16 protein-coding genes and 1 riboswitch are annotated in these 20,677 nt (G+C 55.9%); all 16 genes read left to right on the top strand.

Features of this window, described 5'->3' with window-relative positions; all coding sequences use genetic code 11:
- The first annotated feature begins 36 nt into the window (after positions 1-36).
- The 16 genes from nrdI (at position 37) to ASD32_RS04175 (ending at position 20,677) form a co-directional block, all read left to right on the top strand.
- Positions 37-444 carry a class Ib ribonucleoside-diphosphate reductase assembly flavoprotein NrdI gene (gene nrdI, locus ASD32_RS04250; protein ID WP_060636651.1) on the top strand — a complete coding sequence of 136 codons (408 nt, stop codon included), beginning with the start codon at positions 37-39 and terminating at the stop codon, positions 442-444.
- Complete coding sequence (gene nrdE / locus ASD32_RS04245) at positions 423-2,624, top strand: class 1b ribonucleoside-diphosphate reductase subunit alpha (RefSeq protein ID WP_060636650.1); 2,202 nt, start codon at positions 423-425, stop codon at positions 2,622-2,624. Before nrdI ends, nrdE begins: the two co-directional genes overlap by 22 nt.
- A 176-nt stretch (positions 2,625-2,800) precedes the next feature.
- On the top strand, positions 2,801-3,775 hold the full coding sequence (nrdF, locus tag ASD32_RS04240; protein WP_060636649.1) for a class 1b ribonucleoside-diphosphate reductase subunit beta: 975 nt from the start codon (positions 2,801-2,803) through the stop codon (positions 3,773-3,775).
- 171 nt (positions 3,776-3,946) lie between these two features.
- Complete coding sequence (locus ASD32_RS04235) at positions 3,947-4,735, top strand: SDR family oxidoreductase (protein ID WP_060636648.1); 789 nt, start codon at positions 3,947-3,949, stop codon at positions 4,733-4,735.
- A gap of 45 nt (positions 4,736-4,780) precedes the next feature.
- Positions 4,781-5,025, top strand: a riboswitch (cobalamin riboswitch).
- Between the two features lie 224 nt (positions 5,026-5,249).
- Positions 5,250-6,296, top strand: a complete 1,047-nt coding sequence (locus ASD32_RS04230; RefSeq protein ID WP_082546635.1) for an ABC transporter substrate-binding protein — start codon at positions 5,250-5,252, stop codon at positions 6,294-6,296.
- 8 nt (positions 6,297-6,304) lie between these two features.
- Complete coding sequence (locus ASD32_RS04225) at positions 6,305-7,345, top strand: iron chelate uptake ABC transporter family permease subunit (RefSeq protein WP_060636647.1); 1,041 nt, start codon at positions 6,305-6,307, stop codon at positions 7,343-7,345.
- A complete protein-coding gene (locus ASD32_RS04220) occupies positions 7,342-8,106 on the top strand; it encodes an ABC transporter ATP-binding protein (RefSeq protein ID WP_060636646.1) in 765 nt (254 codons plus the stop codon). The genes ASD32_RS04225 and ASD32_RS04220 overlap by 4 nt, the downstream gene beginning before the upstream one ends.
- A 329-nt stretch (positions 8,107-8,435) precedes the next feature.
- The gene (locus tag ASD32_RS04215) at positions 8,436-9,956 is read left to right on the top strand and encodes a sodium:solute symporter (RefSeq protein ID WP_060636645.1); all 1,521 of its coding nucleotides are present in this window, start codon (positions 8,436-8,438) and stop codon (positions 9,954-9,956) included.
- A 13-nt stretch (positions 9,957-9,969) separates the two neighbouring features.
- Positions 9,970-10,311 (top strand): hypothetical protein, encoded by a 342-nt coding sequence (locus tag ASD32_RS04210; RefSeq protein ID WP_060636644.1) that lies wholly within the window; start codon positions 9,970-9,972, stop codon positions 10,309-10,311.
- A 34-nt stretch (positions 10,312-10,345) separates the two neighbouring features.
- Positions 10,346-11,668 (top strand): LLM class flavin-dependent oxidoreductase, encoded by a 1,323-nt coding sequence (locus tag ASD32_RS04205; RefSeq protein WP_060636643.1) that lies wholly within the window; start codon positions 10,346-10,348, stop codon positions 11,666-11,668.
- A 9-nt stretch (positions 11,669-11,677) separates the two neighbouring features.
- A complete protein-coding gene (locus ASD32_RS04200; RefSeq protein WP_060636642.1) occupies positions 11,678-12,997 on the top strand; it encodes an LLM class flavin-dependent oxidoreductase in 1,320 nt (439 codons plus the stop codon).
- Positions 12,998-13,719: 722 nt separating this feature from the next.
- Positions 13,720-15,144, top strand: a complete 1,425-nt coding sequence (locus tag ASD32_RS04195; protein ID WP_156383052.1) for a discoidin domain-containing protein — start codon at positions 13,720-13,722, stop codon at positions 15,142-15,144.
- A gap of 258 nt (positions 15,145-15,402) precedes the next feature.
- Positions 15,403-16,524, top strand: a complete 1,122-nt coding sequence (gmd, locus tag ASD32_RS04190; RefSeq protein ID WP_060636640.1) for a GDP-mannose 4,6-dehydratase — start codon at positions 15,403-15,405, stop codon at positions 16,522-16,524.
- Between the two features lie 9 nt (positions 16,525-16,533).
- On the top strand, positions 16,534-17,454 hold the full coding sequence (locus tag ASD32_RS04185; RefSeq protein WP_060636639.1) for a GDP-L-fucose synthase: 921 nt from the start codon (positions 16,534-16,536) through the stop codon (positions 17,452-17,454).
- Positions 17,451-18,614: a DegT/DnrJ/EryC1/StrS family aminotransferase gene (locus ASD32_RS04180; RefSeq protein WP_060636638.1), complete on the top strand. Its 1,164-nt coding sequence runs from the start codon at positions 17,451-17,453 to the stop codon at positions 18,612-18,614. Before ASD32_RS04185 ends, ASD32_RS04180 begins: the two co-directional genes overlap by 4 nt.
- Before the next feature lie 71 nt (positions 18,615-18,685).
- Complete coding sequence (locus ASD32_RS04175) at positions 18,686-20,677, top strand: tetratricopeptide repeat-containing glycosyltransferase family protein (RefSeq protein WP_060636637.1); 1,992 nt, start codon at positions 18,686-18,688, stop codon at positions 20,675-20,677.

Raw genomic sequence — 20,677 nt, 5'->3', positions numbered from 1 at the left:
CGGCCTGAGCGTGGCCTGAACACGAATGGACAAGCGATGGGCCTGATCGTCTATTATTCCAGCCTATCGGAAAACACCCATCGCTTCGTCGCCAAGCTGAATTTGAAATCCGTCCGCATTCCCGTCAGCAACGGCGTGGAAACGCCGGATGTGCGCGAACCCTTTGTTCTCATCCTGCCGACCTATTGCGGCGATGACGGCAAGGGCGCGGTTCCAAAGCAGGTGATCCGCTTTCTCAACGATGCGGACAACCGGTCCCTCATCCGGGGCGTGATCGCCGCCGGCAACAGCAATTTCGGCGAGACATTCGGTCTCGCGGGCAATGTCATCTCGGAAAAATGCCGGGTGCCGTACCTCTACAGGTTCGAGCTTCTGGGTACGGACGAGGACGTCGCCAATGTCATCAATGGATTGGAACGATTTTGGACGTCTCAGAGACTTTGACGCGGAGCGCAAAACCGCTCAACACTTTGGCTCATTCCGCTGGCGAACGCCCCTTGAAGGCGACGGAAACCGCGATTGATTACCACGCGCTGAACGCGATGCTGAACCTTTATGACGATGAAGGAAAGATCCAGCTCGACAAGGACCGGCTGGCCGCCAAGCAATATTTCCTGCAGCACGTCAACCAGAACACCGTGTTCTTCCATAACTTGCGCGAAAAGCTCGATTACCTGGTGACAGAGGGCTATTACGAGCGCGAGGTTCTCGACCAGTATTCGTTCAACTTCGTGCGCGACCTCTACGATCACGCCTATGCCAAGAAGTTCCGCTTCCCGACCTTTCTCGGCGCCTTCAAATATTACACCAGCTACACGCTGAAAACCTTTGATGGAAAACGCTATCTCGAGCGGTACGAAGACCGCATCTGCATGGTGGCGCTGGCGCTGGCACAGGGCAATGAAGCAACAGCCCGCGACATGGTCGACGAGATCATTTCCGGCCGCTTCCAGCCTGCGACGCCGACCTTCCTCAATGCCGGCAAGAAGCAGCGCGGCGAGCTCGTTTCGTGCTTCCTCTTGCGCGTCGAGGACAATATGGAATCGATTGCCCGCGGCATCAATTCGGCGCTGCAGCTGTCGAAGCGCGGCGGCGGCGTCGCCCTGTCGCTCACCAATATCCGCGAGGCAGGTGCGCCGATCAAGCAGATCGAGAACCAGTCGTCCGGTATCATTCCGGTGATGAAGCTCCTCGAAGACAGCTTTTCCTATGCCAACCAGCTTGGCGCACGCCAGGGGGCAGGGGCCGTCTATCTGAACGCCCATCATCCCGACATCATGCGCTTCCTCGATACGAAACGCGAAAATGCCGACGAGAAGATCCGCATCAAGACGCTGTCGCTCGGCGTCGTCGTGCCCGATATCACCTTCGAACTGGCGAAGAACAACGAGGATATGTACCTGTTTTCGCCTTATGACGTGGAGCGCGTCTACGGCGTGCCGTTCACCGAAATTTCGGTGACGGAGAAATACCGCGAGATGGCGGATGATGCCCGGATTTCCAAGAGGAAGATCAAGGCGCGCGAATTCTTCCAGGTGCTGGCCGAAATCCAGTTCGAGAGCGGCTATCCCTACATCATGTTCGAAGACACGGTGAACCGGGCAAACCCGATTGCCGGCCGCATTACCATGAGCAATCTCTGCTCGGAAATCCTGCAGGTGAGCGAGGCCAGCGACTATAATGAAGACCTGTCCTACAAGCATATGGGTAAGGACATTTCCTGCAATCTCGGCTCGCTGAACATCGCAGCCGCAATGGACAGTTCCGATTTCGGCAAGACGATCGAAACCTCGATCCGGGCGCTGACGGCCGTTTCCGACATGAGCCATATCTCGTCGGTGCCCTCGATCGAGAAGGGCAATGATGACAGCCACGCGATCGGCCTTGGCCAGATGAACCTGCATGGCTATCTCGCCCGCGAACGCATCCACTATGGTTCCGACGAGGGCGTCGATTTCACCAATATGTATTTCTACACGGTGACCTACCATGCCATCCGCGCATCGAACCGGATCGCCGTCGAGCGTGGATCGAGCTTCAAGGGCTTTGAGAATTCGAAATACGCATCCGGCGAGTATTTCGACAAATATACCGGACAGGAATGGGTGCCGGCGACCGCGCGCGTGCTCGAACTGTTTAAGACCGCAGGTATTCACATCCCGACGCAGGACGATTGGCTGGCGCTGAAGTCCGCCGTTATGGCGACCGGCCTCCATAACCAGAACCTCCAGGCTGTCCCGCCGACGGGATCGATCTCCTATATCAACCACTCGACCTCCTCGATCCATCCGATCGTCTCGAAGATCGAGATCCGCAAGGAGGGCAAGATCGGCCGCGTCTATTACCCGGCGCCGTTCATGACCAACGACAATCTCGACTATTACCAGGACGCCTATGAGATCGGCCCTGAAAAGATCATCGATACCTATGCGGCGGCGACCCAGCATGTCGATCAGGGCCTGTCGCTGACCCTGTTCTTCCGCGACACGGCAACGACGCGCGATATCAACAAGGCGCAGATTTATGCCTGGAAGAAGGGCATCAAGACGATCTATTACATCCGCCTCAGGCAGATGGCCTTGTCCGGCACGGAAGTGCAAGGCTGCGTGTCGTGCAGTTTGTGATGGTCTACCCTCCCCTTGAGGGGGAGGGTCGGAGCGGAGCGACGGGGTGGGGTGATCTTTTGCGCGTCCCTGACCGTCACCCCCACCCGCGCGTCCCGCGCGACCTCCCCCTCAAGGGGGAGGTGACGGCTCCGCAGTCGCCATTTTCTTCGATTTTTGAGCTTTGAGGACACCCCATGAACATCGCCATCAAACCAGTTTCGCGCGTGCGTGCCATCAACTGGAACCGCATCGAGGACGACAAGGATCTGGAGGTCTGGAACCGGCTGACCGGGAATTTCTGGCTGCCGGAGAAGGTGCCGCTGTCCAACGATATTCCATCCTGGGTGACACTGCGGCCGGAAGAGCAGCAGCTGACGATCCGGGTCTTCACCGGGCTGACGCTGCTCGACACGATCCAGACCAGCATCGGCGCGCCGAAACTGATGGAGGATGCGATCACGCAGCATGAGGAAGCCGTCTATTCCAACATTTCCTTCATGGAAGCGGTGCATGCCCGCTCCTATTCGTCGATCTTCTCGACGCTCTGCTCGACCCCCGATGTCGATGATGCCTATCGCTGGTCGGAGGAAAACGAGCATCTGCAGCGCAAATCGGCGCTGATCCTTGAACATTATCGCAATCCCGATCCGCTGAAACGCAAGGTCGCAAGCGTCTTTCTCGAGAGCTTCCTGTTCTATTCCGGTTTTTACCTGCCGATGTTCTGGTCGAGCCGGGCAAAGCTCACCAATACCGCCGACATGATCCGCCTGATCATCCGCGACGAGGCGGTGCATGGCTATTACATCGGCTACAAGTTCCAGAAGGGACTGGAGCGGTTGAGCGCGCCAAAGCAGCAGGAGATCAAGGACTTCGCCTACGAACTTCTGTTCGAGCTTTATGACAATGAGGCGAAATATACCGAAACGCTTTATGACGGCGTCGGGCTGACCGAGGACGTCAAGAAATTCCTGCACTACAACGCCAACAAGGCGCTGATGAACCTCGGATATGAGGCTCTGTTTCCGCCAGAGGCCTGCAAGGTCAATCCGGCGATCCTCTCGGCACTGTCGCCGAATGCCGACGAGAACCACGACTTCTTCTCCGGTTCCGGCTCGTCCTATGTCATCGGCAAGGCCGTTGCGACCGAAGATGACGACTGGGATTTTTGAGGCAATGCAAGTTTTCCGGTCTCTCCTTGCCGGCGGTGATGCGCCGGCAATCGCGGGATGACGCGCTGGGCTGCTTTCCCCCCCTTGCAAACCCGCACGCACTCGGCACTGGGCAATCCTGTTTCGAACGCTATTCTTCGTGCTTCCTTTCACTGTAATCGAGGATGAGAGATGGCACAGGGACAATGGAACGGGGTGCGTATCGGCGACCTCGACGGCAAGGCGATCTTGATCACCGGCGCATCGACCGGCATTGGCGCTGCCCTTGTGCGCGCTTTTGCGGCACAGGGCGCAAGCGTGGCGATTCATTACAATGAGAGCAGGCAGGCTGCGGAAAATCTGCTTGTCGAAGTGGAAGGCCAGGGCGGCAAGGCGGTTCTGGTGCAGGGCGATGTGTCTGCCGATGGTGTCACGGAACGCGTCGTTGAGGAGGCTGCCGCCCATTTCGGCCGTCTCGATGGATTGATCAACAATGCCGGCGGCATGCTCGGACGCGTCACGACGGCCGAAATGAGCGATGCGCATTACGAGCGTGTCATGGACCTCAATGCCCGATCCGTGCTGGCGGCGACCCGCGCCGCGCATCCTTTTCTGAAGAAACAGGGTGGCTTCATCATCAACACGACCTCGATTGCCGCCCGCAATGGTGGCGGCAACGGCGCCATTCTCTATGCGGCGTCCAAGGGCTTCGTCTCGACCATCACCCGCGGCCACGCCAAGGAGTTTGCCGCCGACGATATTCGCGTCAATGCGGTCGCACCCGGCGTGATCGCCACGCCTTTCCACGACCGCTATACCAGCCCGGAAATGCTGGACGCCCAGCGCAAGACCGTTCCGCAGGGCCGGGTCGGCACGCCGGACGAATGTGTGGGCGCCTATCTGTTTCTGGCGTCGCCTGTGCTGTCCGGCTACGTCACCGGCCAGATCATCGAGGTGAATGGCGGCCAGCTGATGCCGTAAACGGGGAGGGGCGGCGCTCTCGTCTTGACGCCGCCACTGCCGCTGGACTAAGTGACATCTGACGGTTCCCCGATGGATGACTTCGAGGGGATTAATAGGGAACACGGTGCGGAAGACCCAACAGGGACCAAGACCGTGGCTGCCCCCGCAACTGTAAGCGGATTGCCGATCGCCATCCGGCGCTTTTTTAAGAAGCGCCAAGCCACTGCAAGCCCTCGAGGCTTTCGGGAAGGCAGGCGAGAGACAGATATCCGTGAGCCAGGAGACCTGCCGTCGAAAGAAACATCCAACTTCCCGGGCGGGGTTGCCCGGAACAGGAGCCATCATGTTTGATTTCGACCGCCGCACCCGGCGTTTTCGCGCCGTTTCCTTCGCAACGGAATTCTGTCGCCGTCCCTAAGCGGGCGGCTAAGAGCCTGCGCGCGCTTTTGCACAGCAAAAGCTGCCGTTCCCCCTTTTAATTCCACGGGCACCCTGGCGCCCGGACTGGAATTCCGTTTTCAAGAAGGTTCAAATGTTTATCACCCGCATTCTTCCTCTGTCGCGTGTTCTGGCGCCGCTGCCGGCTGCAGCCATCGCTGTCATCGCCTTGGCCGCACCAGTTGCCGCAACGCCCACCACCTATCCGCTCGACATCACCAATTGCGGCCAGACCGTGCGCTTCGACAAGGCTCCGCAGAAGGTCGTCTCGATCGGCCAGGGCATGACCGAAATCTTGTTTTCGCTGGGTCTCGCCGACAAGATTGCGGGCACTGCCGTCTGGGTCGGTCCGGTTCTGCCGGCCTTTGCCGAAACCAAAAACGGCATCAAGCGGCTGGCCGATAACGACCCGAGCTTTGAATCCGTCGTTGGCGCCGAGCCCGATCTGGTCGCCGCCGAATTCGAGTGGCATGTCGGCGCGCAGGGTTCGGTTGGCAAACGCGAGCAGTTTTCCGGCCTCGGCATCAACACCTATGTCTCGCCGGCCGATTGCGTGGCCAAGATCAATACCGATGGCGGCGACGGCGTTCGCCGCGAACTCTTCACCATGGACCTGATCTACCAGGAGATCGGCGAGCTTTCGCAGATTTTTGACATCCAGGATCGCGGCGACGCCCTGATTTCAGAGTTGAAGAAGCGCGAAGCCGACGCTGTTGCCTCGATCGGCGCCGCCAAGCCGGGTGCGCTGCCGGTGGTCTTCTGGTTTTCCAGCAAGGAAGTGCAGGGCGATGCCTTTATCGCCGGCAAGAACAGCGCGCCTGCCTATATCCTGAAAACGCTGGGCGCCCAGAATGTGGTGACCACCGAAGAGGAATGGCCGCTGGTCGGCTGGGAAACGATTGCCGAGGCCAACCCCTCCGTCATTGTCATCGCCACCATGGACCGCCGCCGCTATGCCGCCGACGATCCGGCCGTGAAGATCGATTTCCTGGAGAAGGACCCGGTCACCAGCCAGCTCGATGCCGTGAAGAACAAGCGCTTCGTTGAAATGGACGCGCAATCGATGAACCCGACGATCCGCACGATCGACGGTATCGAGATCCTCGCCAAGGGCATCAAGTCGTTCGGCCTGTCGCAGTGAGCCTGGCCATGGCTCAAACCCTGGTGACCGGCGAAAGGTGGTGGGCGCGTCTCGCGCTCGTCGTCCTCTCCTTCGTGACCCTCGGTTTCGTCATCAGTCTCGCCGTCTCCATCGGCGAGATCCCCATTCCCTTGGAAACGACGGCCAAGGCCGTTTCCAATCGCCTGTTCGGCACCGCTTTCGAACTCAGCCGGATCCATCAGGGCATTGTCTGGGACTACCGCCTCAGCCGCGCGCTTCTGGCGGCGAGTGCAGGCGCCGCACTTGCCTTGTCAGGCGCCATCCTGCAGGCGCTGCTGCGCAATCCGCTGGCCGAGCCCTATGTGCTCGGTATCTCCGCCGGCGCCTCGACAGGCGCTGTCGCGGTGATGATCCTGGGGTTCGGTTATGGTGTTTTGACATTATCGACCGGTGCCTTCATCGGTGCGGTCGTCGCCTTCGTTCTCGTCTCGGCGCTTGCCGCCGGTGCAGGCGGCGGGGCAGACCGGATCATCCTGGCCGGCGTTGCCGGTTCGCAGCTTTTCAATGCGCTGACCTCTTATATCGTTACCACATCCGCCAATGCCGAGCAGGCGCGCGGCGTCATGTTCTGGCTGCTCGGAAGCCTTTCGGGCGTACGCTGGCCCGATGTCTATCTGGCGGCCCCTGTTGCCCTGATCGGTTTTGCCGTGTCGATGTTTTACGCGCGGGCGCTCGATGCCTTCACCTTCGGCGCCGATGCGGCGGCGGCGCTCGGTATCGCCATCAACCGGGCGCGCATCATCCTGCTGGGCGCCACCGCGCTGATGACGGCGGCGATGGTCAGCATCGTCGGCTCGATCGGCTTCGTCGGACTGGTCATGCCGCATGCGGCGCGGTTTCTGGTCGGCCCCGCGCATGGCCGCCTTTTGCCGGCGGCGGCCATCACCGGCGCGATCTTCATGGTGGCGGCCGATATCGTCTCGCGGGTCATCATCCCGCAACAGATCCTGCCGATCGGCGTCGTCACCGCATTGTTCGGCGCACCCGCCTTTGCGCTCATTCTCTACAAGGCGAGGAGGCCGGTTTGAGCATCGTCATCCATGATGTGCGCTGGTCGGCCGGCGGCCTGATGATCGTCGATGGCATCAGCATCGATGTGCCTGCCGGCAAGACGCTTGGTCTGCTGGGGCCGAACGGGTCTGGAAAATCGAGCCTGCTCAAGTTGATCTGCCGTCTGCGCAATGTCAAAAGCGGCGTGATTTCGCTGGGGAGTACCGATATTGCCGGCATGGCCCGCCTCGATATCGCCCGGCGGGTAGCCTTGGTCGAGCAGCAGGCGACAACCGAGGCGCAGGTCACGGTGTTGGATGTGGTGCGGCTTGGCCGCACGCCGCATCGCGGTCCGCTGACGCCCTGGAGCGCTGCAGACGACAAGGCTGTCACCGCTGCGCTGCATCATGCCGGGCTGCAGGAGCGGGCCGGACAGCTCTGGCACACGCTGTCGGGCGGCGAGCGCCAGCGCGTGCATATTGCCCGGGCCTTGGCGCAGACCCCGAGCGAATTGCTGCTTGACGAGCCGACCAACCATCTCGACATCCAGCACCAGCTCGAAATCCTGTCGCTCGTCGCCAAACTGCCTGTCACCAGCATCATCGCGCTGCATGACCTTAACCTCGCAGCCATGTTCTGCGACAGGCTCGCCATTCTCCACCACGGAAAAGTCGTGGCTGCCGGCACGCCGGAAGAGGTTCTGACCGAAGATATGATCGCGAAAGTCTTTGGCGTGCGCGCCTATATCGAACGCTCCGCCCATCACGGGCGCCAGCATGTGCAATACCGGCTTGATTGAGCCGTGAGAGCGTTCAAAGTGCAGTCCACCAGATAGGCCTTTCCGCGCTTCTGATACCGCAACCCAGATAAAGTGTTGATAAACGGGCACAATCGCAGCTTGGATGCCGCGATTTGATCAAATTTGACGTGCGGATCCCCGTCTCACGCGGAACAGCCCGGCGAAACGCGAAGACGAAAAACGATTGTTCAGCTTTGCTCTTCAAGAATAAAATATTCTATAAAATCGCTAGATTTAAATCATAACACTCTGTTGTTCGATTTGCAGCTTCACTACGGTCCCGGCCGCGTCGTTCACGACATTTTAGATACGCTTCGGGGATTGTAATAATGGATAAGACAACTTTACAGCTCACGCCGGGGCTGACACCGCTTCTGGGATATTCCCTGCTCATCGGGCTGGGTGTCGCAAGCCTTGTGCTGGCATTTTTCATCCGGCGTGTTTTGGTGCGAAACACCCACGACTTTATCATCTCGGGCCGCAAGATCGGCTTCGGTTTCGGCGTCGGTTCCGTCATCTCGGTGTGGACATGGTCCATGGCGGTGATGATGACATCGGCGATGACGTTCGAATGGGGGCTGTCCGGCCTGTTCTGGTTCGTGGTTCCGAATGGCCTGGCCATCATGCTTCTGGTGCCCTTCACCAGGATCCTGCGCCGCCAGATGCCGAACGGCTACACGATCTCGGAGTTCACGAAGAACCGCTTCAACCAGTCCGGTGTGGCGACGTCGATCGTGACGCTGACGATGATCTTCGGGATCATCCTCGAGATCCTCATCAACCTGAAGGGGACGTCGGTCGTCATGTCGACGGTTTTCGGCATCGACTGGACCTATGCAGCCCTTGTCGGCCTGCTATCGGTGCTGGCCTATTCCTATTTCGGCGGGCTCTGGACGAGCGTCATGACGGGAACGATCAATCTGCTGATGATCACGGTGCCCGCAGCCATCATCGTCGCATTGGCCTTCGACGCCGTTCCAGGGGGAACGGCCGCCGTGGTTCAGCGCGTTGGCGAGGCCAATCCGGACAACCTTTCGGTTCTGCGTTGGGACGCGGCCGCTGGTTTCGGTATCACCCTGGCACTCGGCATTTTTGCCGCAGCGATCGCCGACCAGACGTTCTGGCAGAAAGCCTGGGCGATCAAGGCCGAATATGTCAACCGGACATTCGTCTGGGCGGGCGCGCTGTTTTATCCGATCCCGATTGCCTTGGGAACGTTGGGCCTGATCGGTATCGCCTACGGCTTGACACCGGCCGATATCGGCGGCGACACGGCGGCCATCGGCCCTTACCTGATCTCGCATCTGGGCCTGCCTCTGTTCATCGTCGTCATCTACGTTCTGATGATCTTGGCGGCCTGCTATTCCACGATTGACGGTGCAAGCTCGGCTCTCTCGTCGATTGTCGCTGTCGATATCGTCAAGCGGTTCGCACCGGGGACGACGGAAAGTGCACTCTTCCTGATCACCAAAGTCTCCATTCTGGCCGGTGGTCTGATCGCATTCCTGATCGTGCTGTCGGGCGTGGATTTCACGACGCTGGTCCTGACGACCTACGCCCTGAAAAGTTCGATCCTGCTGCCACTGGTTCTCGCAATCCTTTGGCCGCGAACAACGACCCTCGGCTTCGTCAGCGGCATCGTGCTTGCGATCCTCGTCGGCATGCCGATCCGCCATCTCTACGGAGACCTGATCGGAACCATCAGTATCGTCGGGATCAGCGGTTTGACCGTTGTGATCGGCGCTCTGCTGCAGCCACAGCGGTTCGATTACGCTGACCTGCGCAAGACCAACGACATCGCTCTTGGTCACCCATCGAACGGCGCTGCTATCGCGTCTCCCGCCGAATAAGGACAGGCAAACAATGTCGAACATCACCATCGTCATCATCGCAGGTGCGCTTCTGTCCACCCTCTATTTTGCCGCAGGATATTGGCGCGGCGTCCGCAACGCGATTGCCGACTTCCGCAATGGCAAGGACGATCAGGGCACCGTGCCCCAGAATGGTCACTGGGCGGGCATTGCGCTTGCCTTTCTGACCTCCATCGTCAGCGTCGTGGGAATTGGGTACGCCCCCTGGTTGATCTATGTCGGGCCCTTCCTCGTGCTTGTGACCACCGTCGGGGTGGGGGTTGCGTTCTTTTTTGAAAAGAAAATCGAACTTTCGCCTGAGGCCGCTCAAAAAGAGCAGAACCGCTCGCACTGACCTTTGGAAATGGCCTTGAGCCGGAATCGATCGCATGACGGAAAAGAAAAAAGCGCACTTCCTCGGGTTCATCCAGAACGGCGTCAATAGCCACGCCACGGGCATGTGGCGGCATCCAAAAGACAAGGTCGGGTGGGATTTCACCCGGCCTGAATATTGGCAACATATGGCACGGACCATGGAGAGGGGGCTTTTCGACGCCATCTTCATCGCCGACGAACTGGCGCCCTATAGCAGCTTCGCAGATAGCTCGGATGCGACGGTGAAATGGGCCGTACAATGCCCGACGCACGAACCTTCCACGATCGTGCCGATCATCACCACCGCCACCTCTCATCTCGGGGTGGGGATCACCTTGTCCACCGCTTTCGAACATCCGTATTCGATGGCAAGGCGCCTCTCCAGCCTCGATCATCTCTCCGGTGGCCGCGTCGCCTGGAACATTGTCGGCTCCTATTCAAAAAGCGAATGGGATGCCTATGGCGCCACCATGGACGATCGAAGCCGCCGGTATGACCGCATCGAGGAATATGTCGGCCTGTGCAAGCGGCTGTGGAATTCCTGGGAGCCCGATGCCATCATCGCCGACAAGGAAAGCGGTGTTTACGCCGACCCCGCAAAGGTGCACGAAATCGTTCACGAAGGTGAATTCTTCAAATGCCGTGGCCGCCATTTCGTCGCACCGTCGCCGCAGGGACAGCCCGTGCTCTGGCAGGCGGGGTCCTCCGAAAGGGGCCGGGATTTTGCCGCGGAACATGCGGAAGCGATTTTTGCGATCCATCCCGATATTGCTCAGATGCGCGCCTATTCCGACGATCTCAATGGCCGGGTGACGGGCAAATTCGGGCGGGCGGCAGAGAGCGTCAAGATGATCTACGGCGTGCAGCCGATCGTGGCTGAGACGCGCCGGGAGGCCGAGCGCAAGTTTGACGGCATCCGTGCGCTTTTGCCGAGAGAAGGTTCGCTCGCCATGCTGTCGGGACAGCTGAGCGTCGATTTTTCCAGATACGATCCCGATACACCCCTGCAGGAGATCGAGATACCCGGGATCCAGGGGGTCAAGGATGCCCTGGTCAGATCAGGGGCCGGCGCTGAAGTAACGATCGCGCAAGCGGCCGATATCTACTCCATGCGTTTTGCCATGCCGGCACTTGTCGGCTCGCCGTCGGATGTGGCCGACCAGCTGGAACTGTATATGGACGAGGGCGGGGCTGACGGCTTCATGCTGCTCGCAACCTATACGCCCGGCTGTTTTGAGGAATTCGTGGATCTCGTCGTTCCCGAACTCCAGCGGCGCGGCCGCTACCGGACGGCCTATGCCGGAAAGACGCTTCGTGAAAACCTCCTGCAGAATTGAAAAAACGCTATGACACGTAAAAAGGCTCACCTCCTCGGCTTCATCCAGCACGGCGTCAACAGCCATGCCACGGGGATGTGGCGCCATCCCAAGGACAAGGTCGGCTGGGATTATGCCAGCCCCGGCTATTGGCAGCATATGGCGCGCACCATGGAGCGCGGCCTGTTCGACGCGATGTTCATCGCCGATGAGCTGGCACCCTACAATACCCATGGCAATTCCTCCGATCTCACCGTGAAATATGCGGTGCAATGCCCAACCCATGAACCATCGACGATCGCGCCGATCATCACCGGGGCAACCAAGCATCTTGGGGTAGGGGTCACGCTTTCGACGGCGTTCGAGCACCCCTATTCGATGGCGCGCCGGCTTTCGAGCCTCGACCACCTGTCCGGCGGCCGCGTCGCCTGGAATGTCGTCTCGTCCTACTCGAAAAGCGAGTGGGATGCCTATGGCGCCGAGATGAGCGAGCGGGGGCACCGGTATGAGCGCCTGGAAGAATATATGGAGCTTTGCTACAAGCTCTGGAATTCCTGGGAGCCTGACGCCATCATCGCCGACAAGGCCAGCGGCATCTATGCCGATCCCGGAAAGGTGCACGAAGTCATCCACGAGGGCGAATTCTTCAAATGCCGCGGCCGCCATTTCGTGGCACCGTCACCGCAGGGGCAACCCGTGCTCTGGCAGGCGGGATCATCCGATCGGGGCCGGGACTTCGCCGCCAAACATGCCGAGGCGATCTTCGCCGTCCTTCCGACCGTCAACCGTATGCGCGACTATAGCCGCGACCTCGACCAACGGGTGCGTGAGCGTTTCGGCAGAAAAGAAGGCAGCGTCAAGCTGATCTTCGGCGTCCAGACGGTCGTCGCGGAAACCCGCGAAGAGGCGCAGGCGAAATATGAACGCATCAAGGCCTGCATCCCGCTCGAAGGGGCGCTCGCCTGGATGTCGGGACATTTCGGACTGGATTTCTCGAAATACGACCTGGACGAATATATCCAGAACATCGAAGTGCCTGGTATCCAGGGATTGTTCGAATCGATCCTCTACGCGCGCGACGGCGCGCCCGTGACCATCGGCGAAGCGGCGATCATCTATGCGCAGGGCATGGGCATGCCCGTCCTCGTCGGCACGCCATCCGATATCGCCGATAAACTCGAGACCTTCATGGACGAAGGCGGCGCCGACGGCTTCATGCTGATTGCAACCTACACTCCAGGCTGCTTCGAAGAATTCGTCGATCTCGTCGTCCCAGAACTGCAACGCCGCGGCCGGTATCGCAACGCTTATCCCGGCACGACGTTGCGGGACAATTTGTTGGGAGATTGAGGGGTCGCGACGGGGTGTGGCGCGGTCGTTTGCTTGGGGCAAATGACGCGTGGATATTACCCTGTCGAGACTCCATGTGTGAAATTTTCCATTTGATTGAATTATAGGGGCACCAAATTCGCCGCTGACTCAACATAGATGTTGGTGAAAGAGGTGGTCGCTTCGGGCATGTCTCTCGGGATAATGCCAAAGGATTTGGTGTGAGCGCGGCCAGTGCCGTTTGGCGGGAAAAACAGTTCATCAAGGCCGGCACATCCAAGCCGAAAAGTAAGGCGGCACTCGCCGTTCAAAAGTAGATTAATGGCCGTTTAACGGCCTGCAGCATCATTGTGTGGCCAGCATTTGACGACTGGGTACGGTCAAATGTTTCGACTTGGCATTGTGTGCCGATGAAGCTTCGGGTTGTGATGCTTAATGCGTCATGGGTCAGATAGGTATGCCAACTGTAATTTTGTATTAACAATTTAACCGCCGGATTCCCTTTGCGGCTGTCGGAACTTCGCAACACCGGTCAACATGAACCAGCGTTGCAACTATCTGCTTCACATCGACGAGTTGTTACGATAATGGTGTGCCGTCGTTGCTGGGTTTGCCGACTGTTTCAGATTTCTAGACGTTGCTAGGTTGATTTGGTTAGGCTTGAAACATAATGCATAACATATTGTGATGTGGAGATTGCCTTCATTGCAAGCCAGCGGCAATTACTACGCAGTGAGGACGTTTTGAGCGATTACCAGTTGTTATGCCCCCAATTAGATCTGACGAATATCGCTACAGTTGGCGTGGCGGAGCAAAGTTCCCACTCGCCATGGTCGAGTGAGTTAGGGGCGAACGGCGTTCTGTGTCGCGACTGTCCGGAAAATTTCGGCTTCCATACGGATGAAGAAGACGCCCCTTGGTGGATGGTAGACCTCCATCGGCCGTACCCGCTGGATGCGCTGGTCCTACACAATCGCCGCGACGGTTTCACAGACAAAGCCAAGACGATCACGGTTAAGACTTCGCTGGACAAGATCACGTGGACCACGATCCATAGCGGTATCAGCTATTTCGGCCCTGGTAATGGTGCTCCACCTCTGCAGCTCTCGCTCCGAGGCCAGCTCTGGGCTCGCTACGTGAGACTCGAGTTGAGTGAGCGCAATTATTTCCATCTGGCACAGGTCGAGATTTTCGTGGAGACGAAATTTGTCCGGATCGTGGAGCTGGGGAATGAGTGGTGCGTGAGCCTGCCTATGGTGAACGAACCCAATTCGGTCTATCCGGAAAGTTATGAAATCGTCGGCTCGAAGCGAGGCGCAGTCTCGGATAAGGTCATCGGGCTCAAAATCAATCAGAATGGTGCTTTCGGCAATTGTGTCATTCAATATGCAAATGCGATCGAACTGGCTCGAAAGGCAGGCCTGCACTACATCCAGGTTGCCAATGGTGGCCTGATAAAATTGGAAGAAAAACTTCCAGTTGATGGTTTGACTTTCCTGCCAGCTGAAGAACCTCGCCCGCAAGACGGCGCTTTTCTAAAAGGCTATTTCTTTCATATCCAGCCAGCAGCAACTCGGACGAGCGAAGACTACCACGCTATAATCAAAGATGTTGCGAAGAAACTTTTTCCATCCATCGTGCCGAATAAAAAAGTGTCGGATGAATTATGCATCCACATACGATCGGGAGATATATTCTCAAGCTGGGTTCATGCCGACTATGTTCAGCCGCCCTTGTCTTTTTACAAGCTTTTGATCGAAAAGCTCAACGGCGAGGGCGTGATCTCCAAGGTAAAGCTCGTATTCGAAGACAGGCGAAATCCTGTCGTAGATCCTCTCGAGGCGTATTTGCGCGACCGAAGCATCGATTATACATGTCAGAGTGGGACAGTGGTTGATGACATCAATACAATCGTAAATGCGAAGTACATGGCCTATGGCTATGGCACATTTGGTCAGGCCATCTGCCATTTCTCGGATTCTATAGACACTGTCTTTAATTTTGTGCCGGAAGGAGGTCAGCTTTTTCCACAGCTTCCCAATATACGTAGAACAATAAATATTATTGACCAATCGAAAGAATATATAAAAGTCGGTGAATGGAGAAATACTGATGATCAACGTAATATGATGGTAGCCCATTCCATGGACAAGCTATGTGAAGCATGATATTTGATGTCGAATAAATTATTGTCAATCAATATTATAATTTACTAAAATAAAGACCGCTGCGATATTGTTCTATACTTCATTTTCAGCAGTCAGCCTGTGCGGTATTGCATCTTTTGTAGCGCGAGGATATCAGTCCAAAACAATATGGAATTCCTAACTCCCGCAACTGTCTTTGTTGTCCGCAGCGAGGCCGGAAGCTCAGTGAAGCAGTGCGTAGCCAAACGCCAGATCGACCGCGATAAAAGGTAAAAGTATATGACGAAAACTGCGCTGATCACCGGCGTTACCGGACAGGACGGGTCTTATCTGGTCGAACTTCTGCTTGAAAAAGGTTATGAAGTTCACGGCATCAAGCGCCGGTCATCGTCATTCAACACACAGCGGATTGATCATATTTTTCAAGACCCGCACAGCACGGATCTGCGGTTGCATCTGCATTATGGTGATCTCAGTGACACGTCCAATCTCACGCGAATCATCAATCAAGTACAGCCAGACGAGGTTTACAATCTTGGCGCCCAGTCGCATGTTGCCGTCAGCTTTGAGGCGCCGGAATATACAGCAGATGTCGACGGGTTAGGCACGCTCAGATTGTTGGAAGCCATTCGTTTTCTGGGGCTGGAAAAGAAGACACGTTTTTATCAGGCATCCACGTCGGAACTATACGGGCTTGTACAGGAAGTTCCGCAGAGTGAAAAAACGCCGTTTCATCCAAGGTCACCATACGCTGTTGCAAAAATTTACTCCTACTGGATTACGGTAAACTATCGCGAAGCGTATGGAATGTATGCGTGCAACGGAATATTGTTCAACCATGAGTCCCCTCGTCGAGGGGAAACTTTCGTTACGCGTAAAATTACGCGGGGCCTAGCGAATATTGCGCAATCCCTGGAAGATTGTCTTTATCTGGGAAATCTGGACTCGCTGCGTGACTGGGGCCATGCGAAAGACTACGTGCGCATGCAATGGATGATGCTCCAGCAGGAGCAACCTGAAGACTTCGTCATCGCTACCGGCAAGCAATATTCCGTGCGCCAGTTTGTGTTGTGGTCGGCGCAGGAACTGGGGATTACCCTTGAGTTCTCAGGTCATGGCGTGAACGAGATCGCGACGGTGGTTGCCATCCAAGGCGACAATGCGCCTGGCGTCTCGCTTGGTGACGTTATCGTCAAGGTTGATCCCCGCTACTTCAGGCCGGCGGAGGTTGAGACCCTGCTTGGCGATCCCTCGAAGGCCGCGAAGAAACTGGGTTGGGTGCCGGAAATCACTGTTCAGCAGATGTGCGCTGAGATGGCGGCTCACGATTTGGAGATTGCTAAACGACATGCGTTTCTGAAACGCAATGGCCACAATGTTGCGTTTGCTGTCGAGAGTTGAGGCGCCACGATGAAAGTTCTCATTACTGGTGGGTCGGGCATGGTTGGAAGAAACCTGCTTGAGCACGCGCGCGCAAATGATTTCCAGTTGGAAGCGCCTGGTCGAAGAGAGTTGGATCTTTCCGATAAAATATCTGTGCAGAGCTACTTTCAAAAGGTGAAGCCCGACGCAGTCATCCATGCAGCCGGGCTCGTCGGGGGGATCCAGGCAAACATAGCTGCACCCGTACGCTTCCTTGTCGAAAACCTGCAAATCGGCATGAATGTCATCCTCGGCGCGCAGAATGCAGGAGTAGAAAAGCTGATTAACATCGGCAGTTCGTGCATGTACCCGCGGGAGGCGACCAATCCTCTCAACGAAGATGACATTTTGACTGGGGGCCTTGAGCCGACAAACGAGGGGTATGCGCTGGCCAAGATTTCCTGCTCTCGGCTCTGCAATTATGTTTCATCGACCCATGGCGTCCACTACAAAACAGTGATTCCGTGCAATCTTTACGGGCGGCATGACAAGTTCGACCCTCAGAAATCTCATATGGTACCGGCGGTCATCCGCAAGATTTCAGAAGCTGTCGAGAACCAGGCCGACGTCGTTGAAGTGTGGGGGGACGGCCTTGCAAGGCGGGAGTTCATGTTTGCTGGTGACTTGGCCGATTTCCTGCTGTTTGCAGTGGAAGACATTGAAAGACTGCCGCAAAATCTCAATGTTGGCATTGGCGTGGATCACAGCGTCAACGACTACTACAAGGCGGTGGCAGATGTACTGGGCTATCAAGGCCGGTTCGTTCACGATATGTCGAAGCCTGCCGGGATGAGCCAAAAGCTGGTAAACATTCAGAAATTGCGCAATCTCGGATGGCAGGCAACTACCTCCCTGTCCGAAGGAATTCGTAAGACCTATGAGTTCTATAAGAATGGAGTCTACAAATGATCAACCTCAGCTTGGCAACCGACACATGGGACAGCAAGGAATTTGCCGCTATTCAGCGAGTGATCGACTCCGGCATGTTCACGATGGGCGAAAACGTCGCCAATTATGAGCAACAATTCGCGGAGTTTTTTGGTTCAAAATATGCATTGATGGTAAGCTCCGGTTCGACTGCGAATCTGCTTATGGTCGCAGCATTGTTTTTTACAAAGAACCCCAAACTCAAAAGAGGCGACGAGGTCATCGTTCCAGCGGTATCATGGTCGACGACGTATTATCCATTCCATCAATATGGTCTAAAGCTCATCTTCGTCGATATAGACCAGTACACTTTGAATATGGATCTGAATAAGTTGAAGTTGGCCATCACCGACAAGACGAAAGCGATTTGCCTCGTCAACTTGCTTGGAAATCCAAACGATTTTGACGCCGTTACTAAGATTGTAGGCAATCGCGATATCACCATTCTTGAAGATAATTGCGAATCCATGGGTGCATTGTTTGCTGGAAAACAGGCAGGAACATTCGGCACCATGGGCACATTTAGTTCGTTTTACTCGCATCATATCGCGACCATGGAAGGTGGTTGTGTCGTGACTGATGATGAAGAACTGTATCATGTTCTCCTTTCCCTTAGAGCGCATGGCTGGACACGGAACCTGCCAAAGTTCAACCACGTTACGGGAGAAAAAAGCGATGATCCTTTCGAAGAGTCGTTTAAGTTCGTTTTGCCAGGCTACAATGTCAGGCCGATCGAAATGAGCGGCGCGATCGGACAGGAGCAGTTAAAAAAACTGCCATCCTTCATTCGGAATAGAAGAGAAAACGGCGCTTATTTTCAGGAGATCTTTGCCAATCATCCTTATCTTCAGATACAGGAAGAAGTTGGCGAAAGCAGCTGGTTCGGATTTGCTCTAACCATACGGGACGGCGCGGATGTGGACAGAAAGGCGCTAGTGGCAAAACTTTCTGCAAATAAGGTTGATGTTCGTCCGATTGTCACAGGAAACTTCCTGAAAAATGAGGTCATAAAATACTTTGATTATGAAGTATCCGGAGGCCTAGAAGCCGCTGAAAATATAGACTCGAGAGGGTTTTTTATTGGAAATCACCAGGTTGAGATTCGCGAAAAACTTCAGGCTGTTCGAACATTGCTGAGTTGAAACACCATTGAATTAGTTCATCTTGCGATCTCTGCATCATCGCGTTCGGAAAATGTACTTAAGAGAAGAAAATGGCGATACGTGAGATTTTAGAGAAGATTGGCCTGCTTCGGAAAAGCAAGAGCGAGGCAACGCGCCTGGTTGAAAGAGCCGATAGTGCGAACCGCAGTCGCCAATGGGCGGTTGCGGAACAGTATTATGCTAAGGCTCTGACGCACCTGCCCCAGAACGACGGACTATGGGTGCAGTATGGGCATTGTCTCAAGGAGCAGGGAAATCTCGCTGCGGCGGAGACCGCCTACCGGACGGCGCTAAAGTTTAACACGAATGCGGCAGATATCTATCTTCAGCTCGGTCATGTGCTGAAGTTACAGAAAAAGATGAACGAGGCCATCAATGCCTATCAGGAGGCGTTGAAGATCGATCCGGATTTTGAATTCGCCAAGGTCGAGCTCCAGCAGCCCGATATTCATATCGTGATGGCTCAGACAAATTCCTTTGACGAGGTCATGGAGACGTTGGCGCCGCATTTCGATTCAGATTACTACAACCAAAGTAATCCGGACATCAAACGCGCCGGCGCTGATCCATTGCGGCACTATTGCGCTATAGGCTGGCGTGAGTACAGGAACCCGTCAGACTGGTTTGACACGGCCTATTACATCGACACGTTCTCAGATGTCAGATCGTCGGGAATCAATCCGTTTTTCCATTACATCATGTTCGGTAAGGACGAAGGGCGACGGGCAAAAGAACATGTTGACGAAAAGCTGGGCCTCCTAGCGTCACTGCGGGAGGACGCCCGCCCGCTAGCGCCCGAGTTTTCCGATGTTGCAGCCAACCGCGATATTCTGGAAATCGCAATTGGAAATTCCCGGACGGCTCACGGGAATGGTTTGGTACTAGCACTGAGCCACACCTGCTATATTGAGGTCGTTGCCGGCACTGAACTCGTAGTGGGCAAGGAGCAGTTACGCTTCAACGCCGAAGGCTTGAGCTACATTCACCTGTCGCCATTTGAGCAGTCGGAATTTATTTTTGATACGGAGCTTGACCAGACATATTTCAAAGTTGTGGTCGATGGCGACTTTGCTGGAATTTTTTCTGGATCGGTTGTCGGCGATGTTCTCATTCCGAATAGGCAGGCAGCAGAAAAGCGCGTCTTCATCATGCACTCGCCTCTTGGGCATAGCCTACCCGCGATTATTGCGTTGAATGCAGCCTATGGGGCGACACATAATTACTATTGGCTACATGATTATTCCAGCCTCTGTAATGGCTATAACTTGTTGCGTAATCATATTGAATTCTGTGGCGCGCCACCGCTGGATTCGGTTGCCTGCACGGTCTGCATCTTCGGTAAGGAGCGCATACGCCGTGTCGAGCAGATGAAAATCCTTTTCGATGCTATCCCGTTCGTCGTCCTTTCTCCATCACAGGCGGCCTTGGATATCTGGCTAAAATCCTTCAACGGCAAATGGGTTGATGCTGAGGTAGTTCTACATGGCACTCTGGTGCCTGAGAAAATCGCATTGAAAGAAAAGGCGGCGGACGAACCGATTAGGATCGCTTTCGTAGGATATCCGGTCGAGCACAAGGGTTGGCGAGTTTTCAGGGATATCGTTGCGAGCAACCGGTTTAACGAAAATTATCACTTCATGCATTTCGTGAGCAACAAATTCCAGTATCGAACTAACAAGTATGTCGAAAGAGTTCATGCTGAGATCAGGGCCGATTCTGGGGAAACGATGGTCAATCTTCTCCAGGACAACGGTGTGGACATCGTCGTTATGCCCTCGGGTTGGCCGGAAACATTTTCCTTCGTGACCTATGAGGCGATTGCTGCTGGATGTACCGTTCTAACCGTCAGAAACAGCGGAAATGTCGCTGCAGTTGTCGGGAAAATGGACAAGGGACGCGTTTTCGACACGTCTGCTGACCTGATCGACTTCTTCTCAGATACACAGTTACCTGACCTGATGGAAGCGGCGGCATCCAGAAAGCAGACCTATAATCTGGTCTTTACCGGAACCACACCCGCTTCTAAGCATTTTAAAGGGTAG

It is taken from the genome of Rhizobium sp. Root483D2 (assembly GCF_001426685.1).
In the GTDB taxonomy this organism is placed as follows: Bacteria; Pseudomonadota; Alphaproteobacteria; order Rhizobiales; family Rhizobiaceae; genus Pararhizobium; species Pararhizobium qamdonense.
The sequence above is the reverse complement of the archived record's forward strand: the minus strand, read 5'-3'. Positions and strand labels throughout refer to the sequence as shown.